General features: G+C 41.6%; 17 protein-coding genes. 9 read left to right on the forward strand and 8 right to left on the reverse strand.

The genetic code is table 11. From position 1 onward, the window contains the following. Positions 1 to 305 precede the first annotated feature (305 nt). From IPZ60_RS02895 to IPZ60_RS02905, 3 genes are all read left to right on the forward strand, one after another. A complete protein-coding gene (locus IPZ60_RS02895; RefSeq protein ID WP_194196376.1) occupies positions 306 to 1,037 on the forward strand; it encodes a hypothetical protein in 732 nt (243 codons plus the stop codon). Positions 1,038 to 1,230: 193 nt separating this feature from the next. Further along, complete coding sequence (locus IPZ60_RS02900) at positions 1,231 to 1,950, forward strand: hypothetical protein (protein ID WP_194196377.1); 720 nt, start codon at positions 1,231 to 1,233, stop codon at positions 1,948 to 1,950. 65 nt (positions 1,951 to 2,015) lie between these two features. Then, on the forward strand, positions 2,016 to 2,732 hold the full coding sequence (locus IPZ60_RS02905; RefSeq protein WP_194196378.1) for a hypothetical protein: 717 nt from the start codon (positions 2,016 to 2,018) through the stop codon (positions 2,730 to 2,732). A gap of 196 nt (positions 2,733 to 2,928) precedes the next feature. Here the strand turns inward: IPZ60_RS02905 and ppc are convergent, their stop codons facing one another. Continuing rightward, the gene (gene ppc, locus IPZ60_RS02910) at positions 2,929 to 5,727 is read right to left on the reverse strand and encodes a phosphoenolpyruvate carboxylase (protein WP_194196807.1); all 2,799 of its coding nucleotides are present in this window, start codon (positions 5,725 to 5,727) and stop codon (positions 2,929 to 2,931) included. A 417-nt stretch (positions 5,728 to 6,144) separates the two neighbouring features. Continuing rightward, positions 6,145 to 7,161 carry a bile acid:sodium symporter family protein gene (locus IPZ60_RS02915; RefSeq protein ID WP_194196379.1) on the reverse strand — a complete coding sequence of 339 codons (1,017 nt, stop codon included), beginning with the start codon at positions 7,159 to 7,161 and terminating at the stop codon, positions 6,145 to 6,147. A 382-nt stretch (positions 7,162 to 7,543) separates the two neighbouring features. Here IPZ60_RS02915 and IPZ60_RS02920 point away from each other — a divergent pair, with 382 nt between their 5' ends. The 6 genes from IPZ60_RS02920 to IPZ60_RS02945 all read left to right on the forward strand — a co-directional run bounded on the left by IPZ60_RS02920 (position 7,544) and on the right by IPZ60_RS02945 (position 12,978). After that, positions 7,544 to 8,002, forward strand: a complete 459-nt coding sequence (locus IPZ60_RS02920) for a MarR family winged helix-turn-helix transcriptional regulator (protein ID WP_194196380.1) — start codon at positions 7,544 to 7,546, stop codon at positions 8,000 to 8,002. Between the two features lie 89 nt (positions 8,003 to 8,091). Beyond that, positions 8,092 to 8,625: a hypothetical protein gene (locus IPZ60_RS02925; protein WP_194196381.1), complete on the forward strand. Its 534-nt coding sequence runs from the start codon at positions 8,092 to 8,094 to the stop codon at positions 8,623 to 8,625. Between the two features lie 64 nt (positions 8,626 to 8,689). Beyond that, positions 8,690 to 9,706, forward strand: a complete 1,017-nt coding sequence (locus tag IPZ60_RS02930; protein WP_265087426.1) for a YHYH protein — start codon at positions 8,690 to 8,692, stop codon at positions 9,704 to 9,706. Continuing rightward, the gene (locus IPZ60_RS02935; protein WP_194196382.1) at positions 9,693 to 10,523 is read left to right on the forward strand and encodes a hypothetical protein; all 831 of its coding nucleotides are present in this window, start codon (positions 9,693 to 9,695) and stop codon (positions 10,521 to 10,523) included. Before IPZ60_RS02930 ends, IPZ60_RS02935 begins: the two co-directional genes overlap by 14 nt. Positions 10,524 to 10,621: 98 nt before the next feature. Further along, complete coding sequence (locus tag IPZ60_RS02940; RefSeq protein WP_320108716.1) at positions 10,622 to 12,238, forward strand: phosphatase PAP2 family protein; 1,617 nt, start codon at positions 10,622 to 10,624, stop codon at positions 12,236 to 12,238. Positions 12,239 to 12,330: 92 nt separating this feature from the next. Beyond that, the gene (locus tag IPZ60_RS02945; RefSeq protein WP_194196384.1) at positions 12,331 to 12,978 is read left to right on the forward strand and encodes a glutathione S-transferase; all 648 of its coding nucleotides are present in this window, start codon (positions 12,331 to 12,333) and stop codon (positions 12,976 to 12,978) included. An 85-nt stretch (positions 12,979 to 13,063) separates the two neighbouring features. Here the strand turns inward: IPZ60_RS02945 and IPZ60_RS02950 are convergent, their stop codons facing one another. The 6 genes from IPZ60_RS02950 to IPZ60_RS02975 all read right to left on the reverse strand — a co-directional run bounded on the left by IPZ60_RS02950 (position 13,064) and on the right by IPZ60_RS02975 (position 18,613). Continuing rightward, positions 13,064 to 13,417: a hypothetical protein gene (locus IPZ60_RS02950; protein WP_194196385.1), complete on the reverse strand. Its 354-nt coding sequence runs from the start codon at positions 13,415 to 13,417 to the stop codon at positions 13,064 to 13,066. Between the two features lie 69 nt (positions 13,418 to 13,486). Continuing rightward, positions 13,487 to 13,747, reverse strand: a complete 261-nt coding sequence (locus IPZ60_RS02955; RefSeq protein ID WP_194196386.1) for a hypothetical protein — start codon at positions 13,745 to 13,747, stop codon at positions 13,487 to 13,489. Positions 13,748 to 14,502: 755 nt separating this feature from the next. Beyond that, the gene (locus IPZ60_RS02960; RefSeq protein WP_194196387.1) at positions 14,503 to 15,861 is read right to left on the reverse strand and encodes a cytosine permease; all 1,359 of its coding nucleotides are present in this window, start codon (positions 15,859 to 15,861) and stop codon (positions 14,503 to 14,505) included. A gap of 219 nt (positions 15,862 to 16,080) precedes the next feature. Continuing rightward, on the reverse strand, positions 16,081 to 16,860 hold the full coding sequence (locus IPZ60_RS02965; protein ID WP_194196388.1) for a hypothetical protein: 780 nt from the start codon (positions 16,858 to 16,860) through the stop codon (positions 16,081 to 16,083). Next, complete coding sequence (gene hydA / locus IPZ60_RS02970; RefSeq protein WP_194196389.1) at positions 16,857 to 18,311, reverse strand: dihydropyrimidinase; 1,455 nt, start codon at positions 18,309 to 18,311, stop codon at positions 16,857 to 16,859. Before hydA ends, IPZ60_RS02965 begins: the two co-directional genes overlap by 4 nt. After that, complete coding sequence (locus IPZ60_RS02975; protein WP_194196390.1) at positions 18,308 to 18,613, reverse strand: hypothetical protein; 306 nt, start codon at positions 18,611 to 18,613, stop codon at positions 18,308 to 18,310. The genes hydA and IPZ60_RS02975 overlap by 4 nt, the downstream gene beginning before the upstream one ends. Positions 18,614 to 18,757 lie beyond the last annotated feature (144 nt).

Consider the following 18,757-nt stretch of genomic DNA (forward strand, 5'->3'; position numbering starts at 1 on the left):
ATACATGAAGTAAAAATATATTTTACGGTATATTGCTAATATCGGTTATTCAAACACTGAATTACGAATCACCTAATGGGCAATATCAATTAGCATGTGACAGAGCGAGTGATGTGGGTAATCTAATAGGAGGTAGCAGATAACTTGTATTGTGGCTCATTGACATGAGGGATATAGTTGAGTTCAAATAATTCCAATACAAGGAAACCGTGTGCAAGCTATTGTATGGCTTTGCGAACGCCATTTTTAGCCCATTTACCGTTTACTGTTCAGATTGAGGACACGCCCTAACTAAGGAAGAATAAATGAGCAATACAAACGACGTCTGGCTATCAGGCTTTAATATGACAACTTCTGTCAATTTTTATGATATTTATCCTGCCAATAGTAAAAAATATGACTTTCCTAAGTATTGGAAAGTATTTGAAAGTAGGGAAAAAACAGCTGATCCTAAGTTATTAGAAATAAAAAAAGTGTATAAAGAAAATAGGTTGGAGCTATCCAAAGCTAGCAGTGGTTTTTTTGAGACCGAGCACTTACCAGACAGCTTGTGGGTAGAGAGTAGTGATACCAAGCTACCGCCATCGTCTGAATATATCTTTTTTATGAGAAGTGGTGGCGTTGTGCTTACTCAAGCCTGTGCCCAGCTGCTACAGCAGTTTCGCTTAGGGGAAAGTACGATCACGCCAGTACAACTCTACAACCTTGAGACCCAGCAGCTGTGTAGTGACGAGACTTTTTATTTTCTTAATCTATGTGAAAGACGAGAATATCTTCAATACCCGCACCCTCAGGTGAACGAGTCATTTTCCTCTTATGCTAGTTCTAGCTTTGATGGTAAGCAAAGATACGCAACCAGTATACCTATCAAAGACAAACAACTACTAGTTAGTAAATCAGCACTAAACTGCGAGCTAGACCTATGGCATGACCCCTTGTTGATGAGTTATGTATTTGTGTCCGATGCACTGCATGATGCCTTGGTACAAGCGAATATGGACAGTCAATGGGAGATGGTGTCTTGTCAGCTGGTTTGATCTTCAATATTTAATACTTAAATCTTACTCATTTTAACGCTTAACTTTTGGAACATTACTATGGCAGACTCCGTCCCACAGCAAGCCCATCACATCATTCCGAAAATGTAGATAGCTTTGCAGTGCCTATTGATGACAGTAATGACTGCAAAGCTTTTAACTAACTTAAACTTTAACCCTGAGGAGATAACAAATGAGTAACGAACCAAAGGTATGGATTAGCATACTGGATTATGAACATGTCAATATCTATTCAATCGGCATGAATATTCCTAATGTTTATGACTACCCTGCCTATCAAGCAAGCAATTTAGAATATTTTGCTAATCAAAAGGATAAGGATGTTATAGCTAAAAATAAGGAGTTAGGGTCTTATGGCGCGAATATAGAAAGGCTTGTCCAAGCTTTTAAGAAGTTTCCCACTTCTCCAGATAGCTTATGGCTAGAAAATGATAGAGAAGAGTTGCCTAAGAAGTCAGATTATATATTTCGAGTCAAAGGCGGTGGGTTAGTGCTAAACGAAGCCTGTGCAAATGTTTTTAAGCAGTTTAACTTAGGGGAGTCAACGCTGACCCCGCTGAAGATTCATAAACTCTTTACCGATGAGCTGTGGCTGGACGATACTTTTTATTTTTTAAATTTATGTGAGCGTAGAGAGTATCTGATAAATCCACAGCTTGATGAAAGACTTGAATATCACTATAAGAACTATCCTACACCATTTTATAATACTTTCCATGATATAGAAGACAATATGTTAGCGGTAAGTCAATCCGTGACAGAGTGTGATGTGGATATATGGCATGACCCCTTATTTCAGAGTTCTTATTTTATGTCCGATGCGCTGCATGATGCCTTGGTACAAGCGAATATGGACAGTCAGTGGGAGATGGTGTCTTGTCAGCTGGTTTGATGCTCAATATTTTAGTTTCTAAACCCCACTAACTTTTCATTTTTAAAACACTAGAAAGGCTACTCATGAGCAATACAAACAACGTCTGGCTGGCAGGCTTTAAATTAACTTCAATTAATTTTTATGATATCTATCCTGCTAATAGTAAAAAATATGACTTTCCTAAGCATTGGAAAGTACTTCAACGTATAGAAAAAACAGCTGACCCTAAGTTATTAGAAATAAAAAAGGTGTTTAAAGAAGAAATGTTGGAGCTATCCAAAGCTAGTAGTGGTTTTTTTAAGACCAATCACTTACCAGACAGCTTGTGGGTAGAGAGTAGTGACACCAAGCTACCGCCATCGTCTGAATATATTTTCAAGGTAAGAAGTGGTGGTGTTGTGTTTACCCAAGCCTGTGCTCAGCTGCTACAGCAGTTTCGCTTAGGGGAAAGTACGCTCACGCCAGTGCAAATCTACGACCTTGAGACACAGCAGCTGTGTAGTGAGGAGACCTTTTATTTTCTTAATTTGTGCGAGCGACGAGAGTACCTTCGAGACTTGGAGTCAGATGGTATGTTGGTGTCTTTTATGACCGATGAAAAGGCTGTTCAGTATAGCGTTCGTGGTGACATCAAAAGTGGACAGTTACTAGTAGATCAGTCCGTACAGAACTGCGAGCTAGATCTATGGCACGACCCATTGTTGATGAGTTATGTATTTGTGTCCGATGCACTGCATGACGCCTTGGTACAAGCGAATATGGACAGTCAATGGGAGATGGTGTCTTGTCAGCTGGTTTAGATAAGATTACCCGCCAAACCTACTTTTACTGCGGCCAGTAAGCACGATATCAGTTATCTTAGCTGATATGCTTATCTCTAGTACTACTAAAAATAAGCTGTTTATTTTGAAGTATATTCAAGCATAATGAAAAAAATTGAGGCTTCGTTCGCGAAGCCTCAATTGGTATAAGCATTCTATTTATCTCAAAACTGCTCTAACCAGTATTGCGTAAGCCCGCTGCCAGTGCATTAATACTACGGATTAATGGGTCTTCAACTTGCAGATTATTCAGCTCGCTGCTGGCTATATTATCTGTGCTATCTGAGCCATCTGCTTGTCTAGCACGCTTTAACAGCTCGATTTGAATATAGTTAATCGGGTCTAGATAAGCGTCGCGCCATTGCAGGGATGAAGCAAGGTTTTGCTGATTGGATAATAAAGAGTATTGCTCAAGCAGAGAGTTCAATCCTGAATTGGTCAGCGTGTGTTCATCGGTGACCGCTGTCATGATTTTTTCGCGTAACGGCTCATCATCACATAGTTGGCTATAAGCCTCGGCAATATTCATATTGGCTTTGGTAAATGCCATTTCGATATTACTGATAAACACGCTAAAAAACGGCCAGTGCTTATTCATCTCTTTCATCAATGCTTCGTCTTTTTTGACGCTATCTAGCGCACTACCGACGCCATACCAAGCAGGTAGGGTAAAGCGTGCCAATGACCAGCCAAACACCCAAGGAATCGCTCGCAAGGTGGTCTTACTTGGTAGGCCTTTTTTACGATGGGCTGGACGTGAGCCAATATTCAATAAAGAGATTTCTTGTACAGGGGTGACCTCGGAGTAGAATTTATAAAACCCTTCGGTATGATCGGTCAGCTCGCGATAGCGTTGTTCACCCGCATCTGCTAAGCGTGCAAACAGCGCTTCATAATTTGGTAACTCAGTAGGTTGCACCACAAACCTTGAAGAGCAGGCTTTGAGTGTGCCCGTGATACCCATGGTGAGCTCAAATACAGCGGTATCAGTATTGGCATACTTAGCATATAGCACTTCGCCTTGTTCAGTCACTTTAATCTGACCATGTAGCGTGCCAGCGGGCTGTGCGGCGATGGCATTATGCGTTGATCCACCACCACGGCTCACAGATCCGCCGCGACCATGGAACAGTCGTGTTTTGATGCCATATTGCTCAGCGATATGGTTGATGGTTTGCTGTGCACTATAAAGCTGCCACGCCGAGGTAATGATGCCGCCATCTTTCGATGAATCTGAATAACCCAGCATGATCTCTTGCGTATTATCCGTATTCTGTAGCAGTCCACGATACAATGGGTTGTCTAACACGGCAGGCAAGATTTTATCGATGTTTTTAAGATCTTCGATGGTCTCAAACAATGGTGCGACAGGTAGGTCAGCAGACAATTGACCATCAGCATCAATCGTACATAAACCTGCAAACCGCATCAATAGCAACACTTCTAGTAGCTGACTGGCATTATTAGTCATGGAAATGACGTAACTGCCAAAGGTGTCTTGGCCAACCAGTTTGCGTAGGGTGGCGACTGAGTTCATCAGTGCCAATTGCTCGCGTGTTTTGTCTGCTAGGTTGTCAGTATAGATGAGCGGTGTGCCTGGTTTTTTCAGCAAGCGTGTCAACCAGTCACGGCGTTCTAGCTCACTGAGCGCTTGATAGTCTGGGAGGTTAGAGGCACTGGCAAAAATATCGGCAATGACTTCGCTATGGTATGACGACTCCTGACGGATATCGAGCGCTGCCAAATGAAAGCCACAGGTCTTGACCAGACGAATGACATCGAGCAATAAACCATCTGCATGTGCTGTGTCATGAGTATTCACGCTATGACGGATAATGCGTAAGTCTTCTAGTAACGCTTCTGGGTTGGCATACGCATCTCTTTCGGCCTCGATATCCGTACCTTTGCTTTGAATGCGGCGATTGGTGGCTTTGACTTTAGTCAGAATGATAGAGAGCAGTCGACGATAAGGCTCATTGCTGTAATCATCGAGATTGTAGTCAAATACCCGCTGATCGAGTTCGTCATAGCTTTTGATTTTGGCATACACTTCAGGCTCGACCGTCACGATCGTATCACTGTGAATGAGCTGGCGGCGTAGTTTTTTGAGCAATACTTGGTAGTGACGTAACACCGTATCCGCATGCATCAATACAGCACGCTCTGTGGTTTCAAACGTCACAAAAGGATTGCCATCTCTGTCGCCACCGATCCAAGAGCCAAAGCTGATAAATGCGGGTAGCGGATAGTCTGTCAGCTCTGGGTAGATATCGATGATGGCTTTTTTAATATTGCGATACACTTTAGGAATGGCATTAAACAAACTGGCATTAAAGTAGTGCAGTCCATTATTGATCTCATCATAGACCAGTGGCTTACGGGTACGCACTTCATCAGATGACCATAATAAGTCAATCGTTTGTGCGGTTTGGTCTTTAGCTTGCTCGTAGGCGACGCTGTTTTTATCCAGATTGTTTAGCGCATCGCTGTGTGTGAATAGGCTTTGTAACATGTTCATCGTCGTGCGGCGACGAGCTTCGGTAGGATGGGCAGTGAATACGGGTATGAACTTTAGCTGATCAATCAGCTCTTGCATTTGGGCAGGTTCGATATTGCGCTCACGGCACTCAAGTAGCGTACGACGGAACGAGCCTTCCCAGCTATGTTCTGACTGCATGCGTTGGGCATGGCGTTGCTCACGTAAGTAGTTCTCTTCACTTAGATTGGCAAGGAAAAAATAGATAGAAAAGCTACGGATGACATTTTTTAAGGTTTGATTGTCTAAAGAGGCAATGAAGTCGATGAGCTGCTGCTTGTTTTCCTCGTTAGGCTCGCGGCGTTGTTGAATAAAACCTTTGCGTAGAGTTTCAATCGTGTGAATTGTTTTTTCGCCAGTTTGGCGAGAAATCGCATCACCTAAAAATGATCCTAATAAGCTGATGCGCTCACGTAATACGTTATTATCTATAGTCATCATTAACCTTCTCATTAAATGGGTTGGCAATATATGAAAATCATGATTTTAATATATTGTTATTGACGGGTATTCATTGGCTGCTTTTATTATTTTGACTGTCCAAGCAATTTACCACATTAACCATAGCAAAACTAATGTGCTACTGGTATAAGTTTTTCTCGCGAAATGCATTTAGAATTTATCAAAGTTGTCAAATAACTCACATTAACTCTACGACAGTACTTCAAAATGAATTAACTGTCGTTTAATAAATTTGCTTTAAGATATGAAGTTGCGATCAAGGGTATTGCTCTTGAAGTAGCTGGCTAGTAGCCAATAATCTAGGGCGTATCATCATATAGATTGTGGGTCTTTATATCAGAAAGATAGATGACACACCCTAGCGTAGTGCTTTCAGTCTTACCTTTTTCAATGTTAACTATTTTTGATGGGTTTACCAAGATCTACGATGGCTTCCGCATCGATAGTAGTAGGGGACTTTGCTTGCTGACGTTTATCCCACCAAGCAAAGATATTTGCTAATACAGAGCCGGATACAGAATGCCAGATACAAGCAACGGCAGCAGCGATGGCTGATTCTGCATTACCAGGGAAAAACTTGGTACTTAGACCTGTGGCTAAACCTGCATTTTGTACACCAACCTCAATAGATATGGTGCGTTTTTTGGCTTTATTCATACCAAAGAGTGCGCCTGAGTAGTAGCCCAATACATAGCCGATGATATTGTGTACGGCAATGGCTAAAATGACGACCAATCCTGATTGTAAAAACTGACTGCCAAATACGGCCGCAACGCCACCGACGATAGCGGCAAAAGCCAAGACAGCAACGCCTGGCATAATGGCACGTACATCATTAAACCAGTGCTTGTTGTGAAATAAAATATTTAGCATAGAACCAATAGCGACTGGTAACAACGTCACTAGAAGCATAAAGCGGAACATGCCCCAGCCATCCATTTCGACTGATTGACCCACCAGATAGTTCAACCAAAGTGGCGTTACTAAAGGCGCAATGATGGTCGAGACAGTGGTCATACCTACTGAAAACGCCACATCACCTTTAGCCAGATAACTCATGATGTTCGAAGACACACCACCTGGACAAGTGCCGACTAAGACCAAACCTAGTGTCAAGCCGGGTGAGAGATCAAAAAGGCGAGCCACGCCAATGGCCAATATTGGCATCACGGTATATTGAATGATAGAACCAATAAAAATATCTAGTGGGCGCTTGGCCAATACTTTGTAATCTTCTTTGCCTAACGTCATACCCATTGCTAGCATGATGACACCCAGCACAATGACTTGGGTATCGCCTGTCACCCAAGAAAAAGTCGCAGGCTCTATAAATGTCACTGCCGCTGCCAAAATAATAACCAATGCTGTAAATCGACTCAATTGCTGACTTATCATCCCTAAAAACTGCATCTCTCACTCCTTCTAAGTCGAAAAATACTAAAGTATAAGTTTAAAACCGTTGTATTTCCAATAGGTTTGGGGTGTTTTTAGCCAACAATAAGTTGCTATTATGACAACTTTAAATATTTTCCATTTTTGATACAGAGGGGACTATTTGATCAAAATTACGGATAGCTGACCATATCGTTACCTTTCTTTAACTTCCACAATTTTAGATGCCGTTATAATTGCTTATAATTTAGTGTATGTAATCTAAATAACACTTCATTTATGAAGCATATGTATAAGGTGCTATGCAAATTAACGTTATTCTTTGCAGTAGAATTATTTCACAATAGCATCGTATAGTTAGTATACTAACAATTAATATGCTAACTAAATAATATCTAATATGCCTAATCAACCTTATCAGTTTCACTTTTTTTTGCATTGTGGTCATCTCATCGAAGAGCGTCTGCGTACCAAACTGACCCCTTTAGAAATTATGCCGCGTCAAGCACGCGTGTTAGATGCGCTCGGAAGAATGGGGCAAGCATCGCAAGTGCAGTTGGCTGACGAGTTTGGATTGTCTGCTGCAAGCATGAGCACGATGACAGCACGCTTATTGACAGCGGGTCTAATCGAAAGACGTGTCGATGAGCATGAGCTGCGCAGTAACGTCCTCAAGCTCTCCAAGCACGGGAAAGGTTTATTAACGCAGATTTATGAAGTATGGCGCGAATTAGATCAAGAAATATATGAGGCGATAGGGTCTGAAAACGCGACGCAACTTGCCAAAATTACTCATGAGCTACGCAATGCATTTGGCGGTTTTACACCAGGTGAGAATAGCTCGAATTCAGAAAAATAAGCGCCCACACAATTGAATTCAACACGCCCTAATATTTTTATAAGAGATTGTTCACCCATTCAGTCTAACCAGCTATCAGGAACCTTACGATGTCGACCTTTATTCAATCACCTGTTCGATCAAAAAGTATTATCAAACGCCTATCTTTACTGACGTTATTAACCACATCTTCTTACGCCTTTGCGCTCGATGTTAATTTTGTGGATAGCAAATGGGATGGTAAGACCGTTCCTGAAGGACAACAGTGCCAAAAATTTGATGGGGTCAATCCAGGCACACCCAAGCTGAGCGTGTCTGGTATTCCGGCAGGGTCAGACAGTGTGGTTTTGGTATATAGCGACCGCGATTCAAAAAAGATGAATAATGGCGGGCATGGCATTATGAATTATACCTTGCCAAAAGGCTCAACTGTGGTTCAGTTGCCGATTGTGGCTGGACACAGTTATGAGATGCCAAAAGGGTTTGAGATAATTGCAGAGCATCGCGGTGCTGGCTGGGACAAAGAAGGGGCGTATATGCCGCCTTGTTCTGGTGGTAGTGGCCATGAATATTACGTCACGGTTCAAACGTATAAAGGCAATACGGTCACTGCTGAAACCGTATTAGAGCTAGGTAAGTTTTAATCGGTAACGTGGTATTCGCTATAAAAAAAATTAATCAATTATTTATATAAAGAGGACACTATTCATGCAACTTTCTACTGCCAAATTTGGCTTAAGCTGCTTAGCGCTGACACTCGCATCAGGCGGACTGTTCGCTTGTAGTAGTGACATGTCGAACACTAGTGAAAGTACGTCTACCAGTGTATCTAGCAAAAATGCAGACAATGTAATGCCATCGGTACAACCGTCTTATTTTTTGAGTGATGGCTTGGTTGAGCCTATTAGTAAGGTGTCATGCTCATTGTCAGATGGTAGTACTGGTGAATGCTATAAAATCGTTACCGAAAACAAGCCGAGTGACGTTGGTATGGGGCCGTGGTGTCCGAGCAATATTGCAGATGATGCCTCAAAAGGTGGGATTTGGCTAGAAGGCGGCGAAGTCCATGATGTTGATGGCGAGTTCGTTAAAAACTTAGCAGAGTTCTATGGCGACAGTAATTGGAATATGTATAACAAAACCACTGGGAAGATTATAAAAACATCAACGCTTGAGGACTGTGTCGCTGCGGCCAACCCCAACGTCGGTGCAGAGTATCGTAACTATTGTGTGGAGTGCCTGCCAGAGTACGCCGCAGATTTGACCGATACTTTCTATATACCAGTGACGCCAAAAGCCTCAGAAAGTATCACTGAGTTCGGTGGCCCAGGCCCTCAGGCTAGAGGTCCATCGGTGCGCGGTATTGCTTTTAATGGTGTACGTTTTGATGCGCCAGCACCTGTCAGTAATATCTTAGGTGCTTATACGCTTGCGCCATTTGATGATGCTGGTGGGCATATCAACTCTCATGAAGGCTACCATTATCACGCTGCCACTGGTCTAACGACTAAGGTTGAACAAGAAGACGGTCATGCACCAATGATAGGTTATGCACTTGATGGTTATGGCATATACGCTAATACTGATGCAGAGGGTAATGAATATACCGATCTGGATGAAGCACGTGGTCATTATGATGATATGAGAGGGTATCACTATCACGTGGACAAAGCAGGAAATAACAACTTTATCAACGGACTGCGTGGTGTGTATGCTGAAGACTAGTTTGTCATCAACGACGGTTGCGTGCTTAGCTACATTTGGACTGAGTATCGTGAGCGTCAATGCGACTGCCCACAACCCCAATACCTCGACTTTTATACTGTCGAAAGCGGCTGATGGCAAATATTTGGTGCGTCTAGATGGTGCTTTGACTGGAGTAGAGGCGCAAATTAACGAAACGTACTCGACCGACGCGTATAAAACGGCGGAGGAGTTTCAGCAGTTAGCCAATGAGCACTTTGTTAAGTCATTGACTTTATCTATCAATGACCAGCCCATTAAAGTAGTAAACCCAAATGTACAGCTGGGCCACGGTACACAGTTCTCTGCCGAGGCGCAGGGTACTGGCGATACGGTCGAATCTATTGATTTGACCAATACGTTCTTTAAAGACTTGCATGGCAACCGAATGACGGTCGTATTGCTGTCTGACCAATTTCCAAAGACGCAATATACGCTTAGTGATAGCAATGAGCATCATTTAAGTTTACAGTTGGTTGACGGTCAGTGGCAACAAAATAACAGCGATGCACTGCCTATGACAGCTGATGGTGCTCAACCGCATACTCATGATGGAAGTGGTCAAGAGGTGGTACATCATCATGACGAAGACGGCCATGACGTAGATAATCATTCGCATGAATCTGCTGATGATCTAGCACTAGATAGTGTTTTAAATGATGATAAAATAAAATTAGCAAGCACGCCGACATTGGCTGCAGCAGACAAGAGCTTGTTTGGTTCTATCTATGTATTGGGTATTGGTGCTGTAATAGTATTGCTGATAGGTGCAAGGTGGTTTTTTAAGAAAAAACAGTAGGAGCATGGCGCGTGGTGTCAATCTAGACATCACGCCCAGAGCTTTTTCCAAACAATATAAACAGGTCAGCATATTTCAAGGCTATTTAATTGAACACTGTGTCTACGCATCTTTTGTCTACGACTCGTGCGCCATCGAAATCAACACGTCTTAGACATCTGGCTCTTGCATTATCCATATTTTATCTGCTCTATAACGTGACGACTTTGTATAGTGTTTCATTATATAAACTCTACCCATCGACAATTCATAATCTCGCCACGCCGTTCGATAGCGCAATACCTTTCATTCCAGCTATGATTGTTCCTTATAGCTGGTCGTTGATTTTATTTGTCGTCAGCTTTTTTTTAGTACGGACATCCACGCAATTATCCTTATTGAGCTATCGCGTAATCTTAGCGACCATCTTTGCCTGTTTGATCTTCTATTTTTATCCTGCTCGTTTTTCATTTAATCGGCTGATACCCGATGATTGGACGCAGTTCGGCTATCAGTTTTTACAGTTGGTGGACAAGCCATTTAATCAATTGCCATCATTGCATGTCAGTTATGCCATATTGCTTGGCGTGTCATTATGGGATATTGCAGGGTCTGAAAAATCATGGGTTTCAGGGGCTTATCGGTTATTGCTTACTGGCATATGTACATTGATTGCTCTTTCCACGGTGTTGACGTATCAACATCATTTGCTAGACATGCTAGGTGGGGCAGTATTGGCCATTTTGGTGCTTATGCTCTCGAATCAAATCCGTAATGCACTGGTAATCAAGTATTTGGCAGTGGGTAGTATCGGGTTTTTGTTAATAGCGATTGCAGGGTTTTGCTTTGCTAATATGAGTATGATAGCGTTTGAGTCTATAGAAACCTTAGCTATTATTATCGCTCTATATTGGTTAATAAGCTTTACAACGTTGGCTTATGCCTATCAACAGGCCAAACCAATGCGGGATGCACGTTGGTTTCAAAAGTCCTATAATGGACGACTCACCTTATATACTTGGATGAAGTTTGCGCCGATCATTATCATTTATAACGGTATGTCGTTTTTGGGACAGTGGTATTTTAAAGTTTTCTCAAAAGGTCAAAGACATCTGCTCACACCATATTCGATTAATAACAGGGGCAAGGTTGTTGCTTCAGCTCGATTGATGCGGAATGATATAAGTAGTCATTTAACGTATTGGCTGTTTGGCTGCGATTCACTAGAGCGGTCGCGCTCATTAGAAAAACTGCCGCCCTCGGTTCACTATCAGATTATCGTCATTGATTTAGCCGCTGAGATATCTAGCCACGCTGATCATCTCGAAGCAGCTGCTAAAAATATGACGAGTACGCCTGTCCATTATTTATATCTACCTCTACTAGACTTGCAGCCATTAAGTGATGTATTGCTCAAAGATTATATTGATCTATTTAAGCGAATTGACGCTTTGACGCAATCAGCTGAAACGCGAGCGATAACTGCTAATAATGACAGTCATATAGAGAATAGCCTCACCACGATTATCAATTTCCATTGCGTAATGGGGTTATCACGTAGCATCGGCGTGCAGGTTTTATATTTATTATATTGTGGTACGCTAACTGTCCATAACTATCAATCGTGGCTTGAGAAGCATTATCCGCATGCGCACCTGAAAGATGATTATCTACCCCAGTCATTGGTAGAAACGATGGCTAATTATAAATCTGTCACCTATTCAACAGCGCCTTAATAAATATCAATGTCAGTAGGTTTGCGTCTGCTAATTTTTCTTTGTTTGCTCTTTACCTATTATTTAATTCCTATTCAACTATGGAAATATCTATGAACGCTTCATTGCCTTACTTGTACTCTTTTCGTCGCTGTCCTTATGCCATGCGTGCTCGTCTCGGTCTATTATTTGCCGAGTTATCAGTAGAGCTACGAGAAATCACATTAAAGAATAAGCCAGAGCAAATGCTAGCGATTAGTCCAAAAGGTACGGTGCCAGTATTGCAGCTCTCAGATGGGTTAGTGATTGAAGAAAGCTCAGAGATAATGATGCGGGCGCTTGGGCAGCAAGACCCGCAAGGACTATTAGACGAAAAAGTGCTACATCAAGCCAATATGCTCATTGACAAAAACGACAATGAATTTAAGCATTGGCTAGATCGCTACAAATACGCTGACCGCCATCTCGAAATGACTCAGACCGAGTATCGACAACAGGGTGAAGTTTTTTTACAGTCATTAGAGTCATTGCTGGTGGAAAATACGTATCTGCTCGGAGATAAAGTGACTGTTGCTGATATTGGTATCATGCCTTTCGTTCGCCAGTTTGCCCATGTCGATCGTGATGTCTTTTATAGTTTGCCGTATCCGAAGCTGCAATTATGGCTACAGCATTGGCTGACGCATCCATTGTTTATACAAGCCATGACGAAGTTTCAGCCATGGCAAGAGGGAGATGAGATAGTGGTTTTTTCTTCTTAATATTAGGGTCTGTCATCAGTAGACCCGAAGCCGTGAATCTAATACAGTCGTATAATAAATAGGCATTAATAACAGCTATCTTCACTTAGCCATGTTTTCTATCTTGTTCGAACTTACTATCTTTGTGCTTTGTTTTGCTGTCATGATGCGCGTCTTTCTGCTTAGCTTTTTGTTTTGCTCGCAGCTCTGCATCATGCTTGGCTTTTTGTTTCGATTTCAGATCTGAGTGGTGCTTTGATTCTGCCTTGTGTTTAGCTTTGGCTTTAAGTTCTGTATGGTGCTTGGCTTTTTGCTTGGCCTCTATCGAATTTTTTTGTTTTTGGGTCAAATGATGCGTATCTGTTTGGGGCGCAGCGTTTGCTTGACCAATCGCAGCAAAGCAAGTAGACACAGCAATTAGTGAGCTGATGGCGATATTTTTCAAGTTAAATTTTTTCATGGTAAAGCCTTTTTAAGCTCATTATAAGCATTTATTAAGTGGTTAAAGAGGTATGAATATAAAGTTGCTCTATCGAACGACGACCACTTTCTTTGTTGGATGTTTTGCTTTCGCTACGACAACTTGCTTGGCCTTATGTTTTGCTTTAACAACTACCACTTTTTTCGCTTTAGGCTTGGCTTTTTTAACGACTACTACTTGTGTTGCTTTAGGTTTTTCTTTGACAACGATCACTTGTGGTGCGGCATTTGCTGTGCCGACCATTGCAAAGCAAGTAGACACAGCAATTAGTGAGCTGATGGCGATATTTTTCAAGTTAAGGTTTTTCATAGTAAGGTCCTTTTAAGCTCATTATAAGTATGAGTATTTATTGAGTGGTTAGAAATATAAATAGAACGTCGCTCTATCCAATAAGGAAATCATAACGGATTGCAGTGTTACGTACGTTTATGAAAGTTAAAGAAAGGTGACTTTTTCTAGCCAATACTCAACTATTCACACTAATGCACGTGAGTTGTGCGAGTGATAGGCACGTTAGCAATACTCTAGAGAGGATACTTACTCAAGACCCTCACTTTGTTTTCCCCTTTAAGGGTCTGATACATTCTGACAAGCTTGTTAGTTACTCTATTAAGAGACTAAATTATTAATGGATTGTGATACGAGTAGAGTAGGCGGTTATGACAGTAAGCAGTAAGCAGTAAGCAGTAAGCAGTAAGCTGGCGAATGATATGTTGCTTGGTGAGTATTGAGACCATCATTGAGAGATGAGTCAGACGGCATATGGGCAATAAGTAGAGGGGTTTTATAAAATTTAGAAGAGTTGCTAACTAATGGCACCTGTTTATTATGGAATAGTGTGACCATAGAAGATATTGATATCAAGCTGTTCGTTCGCCACTTTTCCTATGTGAATCGTGATGTCTTTTATAGCTTATCTTACCCAAAGCTACCACTATGGCTAAAATGCTAGTAGGAGCATGCATGGCTTATAACGAGCAAGCCATGACTAAGTTTTAGCCATGGCAAGAGGAGAGTGATGTGGTGGTTTTTCTTGATTAGTAAGGAGCTTCACTAATAGGTCCTTAAGTAGCTTGGAGTTTTTTTCTTCCAGCTATTTTATCGACACCAATTTTTTTTAGCACTAGGAAGAGTACAAAAGTAAATGGAAAGCCAACCAACCAAGAGTAGTCAAGAAATGCAAAGGATATAATGGCGCCACCAACGAGTGACATCATGCCAGCAGGACTAAACCCACCTTTATACTCATAGCTTTCATTATCATACAGTTTATCAAGGTCTAGTTTCATTTTTCTAACTATGAAATAGTCTGCAATCATGATCGCGGCTGCTGGACCAAGAAAACTCGAATATACATTTTGAAATTTAAAGAAATAGTCACTACTGAAAAGAAACCAAGGTGCTGATACGACGGATAGAATGGCGACCCAAATAATGCCACCTTTCCAAGAGGTTTTCATAATATCCTGAAAGGCTAAGGCTGGTGGTAGGATGTTTAACGTAAGATTCGATGTGATTTGAGCTAGGATAATAAAAATCAGTAACACAATACCGAAGGCTGGATTGGGAGATAGTTCGACTAAACCAGCAATAGGATCTTTACTTCCTGTTGCGAGACCTATGAATATACCAGACACTATCATGAACATCCAAGGTGGAAGCACCCCAACGAAGTTAGCGATAGCACTGGTTTTGAGAATCGATTGACCTTCAGGATTTACTTGTCGCGTGAGATCTGATGCATTCAAAATCACAGTGGTCCAGTTCGCAAATGCTGCCATCATTCCTGCAACCCATGGCAGTCCCCACGAGCCTTCAATTGCTGAGGCGGCTGCGAAGTCGATGTCACCAGTTGAGAAAACCACATAAAAGAAGTACAGCAGCATGGCGAAAATGATGAACGACATGGCACCATTAAATTTTGATATGGTTTCAATGCCACGATATGCAAGTAAGCTTTGTAATATGATTAAAAGAAAGAAATAAACCCATATATTTGAAAACCCGAACAGAGTGTTTGTGACTTGCTCTAATGCGAGTGCACCTATCCACGTTCCTATACCGTTCCAAGCGATTGCGGGTATACACCGTAAAATTGCAACTATCTTGGTACCTTTGTTTCCAAAGCTGCTTCTACCCTGAACGATAAAAGGAATACCATAGCGCATACCTGCATGACCTTGAAACGTCATCAACAGTGCAACTCCAATAGCCGCTACAATACCTGCCACAAGTGCCTGTATGAAGTTTAAACCTCCAATAGGGTATAAAAGGTACTGACCAATAACCATGATTTGTACAATAATCCCCGATGACCAGAAAACAAGAGCATAATTCATTTTAGTCATAGGTCTACTATTAGGAGGAATGGGATTAATACCATCTAGCGAGTTTGTATTTGGTGTAGATTGATGCTGACTCATATATAGTTCCTTCTTATGTCGGGTGCTATCGGTAGAAAAGTACTACTGAGTAAATTACCCATAGCCATTAGCTGTACTAGTAGGATGTTTTACTGAAGGGCTGGGACTACGTGTTTGTGCTTGTCTGTAATCACTTCAAAAGTAAATGTGCTTCGTAGTTTCTGAGTAAGTAATGTCATTGAACTCATCTCCTGAAATTTGTTAAAAATTCTAAAGTATTTATTTAGAGCTCAGTAAAGCCTCAATTTTTGGGAAACCATTCAGTGATACACTAAATGGTGCCGATTCAGATAGGATTTGCATGCCAGCCCATGTACCGGTTGATATGATGGTTCCGGATTCTAGGGGTTGCTCATATAAGGTTTGACTAAGATTGGCAAGCCAAGGAAGCGATTGAAGCGGATGGCCTTGTGGATGTGTCAGGATTTTTTCGTTGATGAGTTGCTGCCCTAAGTGAATGATGGGCGTTATATGCGAGAACTCATTAGGCCATCCTGTGATAGGCAAGCCAAAAAGTACAATATTACGATTCATTTGATGGTCGGCGAGTCGAAATAAATCTGGTAGAAACTGCCATTGCTCTGCACGTTCATCACAGATTTCTAGCGCTAAATACGTTTCACCAATCGCTGAAATAGCATCGTCTAAGCTATCGCCTGCCTTCAGAGTTCTCTTAAGCTTTACTGCCAATTCAAACTCTAGCCCAGTAAAAGTGCAGGCTTCATCTATATGGAGAGCTAACGGTTCATTCTTGGTATGGTGTTTTAACATTGATAGATCCAATGCTGCTGCTGTCGGATTTCCCAGTAGGCCGCCTAATTTCCACAGTTTAGGGCCTTGACTATCGAACCAGCCAAGTTTTTGGGAAACAGTTTTTTGTACTTGGTATGCTTCGAAATCACTTTCAGGTGTAAGCTCAATTGCAGATGTTAGAGTAAGCGGAATATTTAGGCTTCTTGATTTGATTAATTGCTCAATGAGTTTGTGGTTATTTTTCATGAGGGTTGCACTCGTTTAAAGGGAGTGGAGTGCACTTTGGGACGAGCAGGTTCTGGTTTTTCACAACGTAGAAAGCGACCATTTCCTGGTGTTCCAAGGAATTCACCGTTTTGCCACACTACTTTTCCTCGACTTAACGTTATAGCAGGCCAAGCATCGACTTCAATCCCTTCATACGGCGTATAGTCCACGGCATGATGTAATTTACTATTAGTAATGGTTTGAGACTTTTTGCAATCCCAGATAACTAAATCTGCATCGGAGCCGATAGCAATCGAACCTTTGCGTGGATAGAGCCCATACATTTTTGCCACGTTGGTCGATGTTATAGAGACAAACTGTTCAATACTAATTTTGCCTGTCATGACACCATATGAAAACAACAGTGGTAGCCGTGTCTCTACACCCGGAATGCCATTAGCGACTTTATTAAAAGCTGGTTTGTCTCCGTGAGCGCTCTTGCCTTTTGGGTCTGCATAACTAAAGGGCGCGTGATCTGATGAGAAAATTGAGAAAGTATCTGCTTGTAAGCCTTCCCATATATAACGCTGATTTTCTGGATCTCTTGGAGGAGGGCTACAAATACATTTGGTTGCCTCGTAATCATCTTCACCGCCAAGATCATCTGTAGAGAGAAACAAATACTGTGGACAAGTTTCAGCGTATATTTTCAGCCCCTTGTTTTGTGCCCATCTAATCTGCTCCATTGCTTCTCTACCTGATACATGTACTATCAACATAGGTACATCAACAAGCTCCGCAAACGTAATTGCTCTATGTGTAGCCTCTCGTTCAACAAGCATCGGACGTGACTCAGCGTGATATTTCGGAGCGGTATGACCAGCTTCTAATAAACGTTCAGTAAGCCAAGCAATACAGTCAGAGTTTTCTGCATGAACCATCACTAGTGCGCCATTATCTCGCGCCGCTGCTAATGTATTTATGATGTCTCGGTCAGATAGTTTCATATCTTCATAAGTCATATAGATTTTAAAAGAGGTATAGCCTTCTTTGGTTAGCGTAGGTAACTCTTCTTTAAGTACTTTCTCGTTAACATCAGTGAGAATCATGTGAAAGGCGTAATCGATGCATGAGTTATTACCAACGATACGATGATAATTATTAACGGCATCTCTTAGCGTTTGTCCACGTTGTTGTACTGCAAAAGGAATGACGGTGGTGGTACCACCACAAGCAGCTGAGCGGGGACCTGAAAGGAAATTATCCGCCATCTCGATACCGTTTTTACTTGGTTCTGCGAAATGACAATGGCCGTCAATACCACCTGGTGTAACCCAAGCGCCTTTGGCATCTATTTCTTCTAGAGATTCTTTTAAGTGATTGCCAAGCGCAGTAATAATGCCGTCTTGTATACCTATGTCAGCTGTGAAAGTATCTGCTGCTGTCGCACAGCGGGCATTACGAATGATTAAATCGAAGGGAGTATTCATTTTGCCTCCTGAGGAAAGAGGCTGCAGGTACCACTACAGGTTGGTATAAAACGTGTATTTTTGAGCATGACTTTAGCTATTGTAGAGCTCATACCAATAGGAGATGAAATATTAAGATATTTCAGATTTAGATTATTTAAGATGCTATGTGTGATTTTAGATCTGGCTAAATCAGCTAGTAATGCTTCGATTCGGTCTGCAATTCTGGTGATGGGTGTTTCTACTGATTTTTTGAGGGTAGGCTTCAACGAAGGGGACAGTACACCAAGCAAAAATTGGTCAGTGAGATAAATAAGTTCCATCTGTGAGCTCCTGAATATATCTTAGCGATATATATCCATCGCTAAAAATTGTAAAATTATCGCATGCAAAAATGCATGCAATCTTGTATACAATATTCAGAAGCATTAAATGTGCCAATTAAAATTTAAAAAACAAAATATAAG

It is taken from the genome of Psychrobacter sp. NG25 (assembly GCF_015234355.1).
Classification (GTDB): domain Bacteria; phylum Pseudomonadota; class Gammaproteobacteria; order Pseudomonadales; family Moraxellaceae; genus Psychrobacter.

Bases quoted from the DNA above. Each gene is read 5' to 3' on its own strand.
- IPZ60_RS02920 (WP_194196380.1), top strand. From the start codon at position 7,544: ATGCCTAATCAACCTTATCAGTTTCACTTTTTTTTGCATTGTGGTCAT.
- IPZ60_RS02930 (WP_265087426.1), top strand. From the start codon at position 8,690: ATGCAACTTTCTACTGCCAAATTTGGCTTAAGCTGCTTAGCGCTGACA.
- ppc (WP_194196807.1), bottom strand. From the start codon at position 5,727: ATGACTATAGATAATAACGTATTACGTGAGCGCATCAGCTTATTAGGA.
- IPZ60_RS02955 (WP_194196386.1), bottom strand. From the start codon at position 13,747: ATGAAAAACCTTAACTTGAAAAATATCGCCATCAGCTCACTAATTGCT.
- IPZ60_RS02905 (WP_194196378.1), top strand. From the start codon at position 2,016: ATGAGCAATACAAACAACGTCTGGCTGGCAGGCTTTAAATTAACTTCA.
- IPZ60_RS02965 (WP_194196388.1), bottom strand. From the start codon at position 16,860: ATGAAAAATAACCACAAACTCATTGAGCAATTAATCAAATCAAGAAGC.
- IPZ60_RS02960 (WP_194196387.1), bottom strand. From the start codon at position 15,861: ATGAGTCAGCATCAATCTACACCAAATACAAACTCGCTAGATGGTATT.
- IPZ60_RS02935 (WP_194196382.1), top strand. From the start codon at position 9,693: ATGCTGAAGACTAGTTTGTCATCAACGACGGTTGCGTGCTTAGCTACA.
- IPZ60_RS02915 (WP_194196379.1), bottom strand. From the start codon at position 7,161: ATGCAGTTTTTAGGGATGATAAGTCAGCAATTGAGTCGATTTACAGCA.
- IPZ60_RS02975 (WP_194196390.1), bottom strand. From the start codon at position 18,613: ATGGAACTTATTTATCTCACTGACCAATTTTTGCTTGGTGTACTGTCC.
- IPZ60_RS02895 (WP_194196376.1), top strand. From the start codon at position 306: ATGAGCAATACAAACGACGTCTGGCTATCAGGCTTTAATATGACAACT.
- IPZ60_RS02945 (WP_194196384.1), top strand. From the start codon at position 12,331: ATGAACGCTTCATTGCCTTACTTGTACTCTTTTCGTCGCTGTCCTTAT.
- IPZ60_RS02925 (WP_194196381.1), top strand. From the start codon at position 8,092: ATGTCGACCTTTATTCAATCACCTGTTCGATCAAAAAGTATTATCAAA.
- hydA (WP_194196389.1), bottom strand. From the start codon at position 18,311: ATGAATACTCCCTTCGATTTAATCATTCGTAATGCCCGCTGTGCGACA.
- IPZ60_RS02900 (WP_194196377.1), top strand. From the start codon at position 1,231: ATGAGTAACGAACCAAAGGTATGGATTAGCATACTGGATTATGAACAT.
- IPZ60_RS02950 (WP_194196385.1), bottom strand. From the start codon at position 13,417: ATGAAAAAATTTAACTTGAAAAATATCGCCATCAGCTCACTAATTGCT.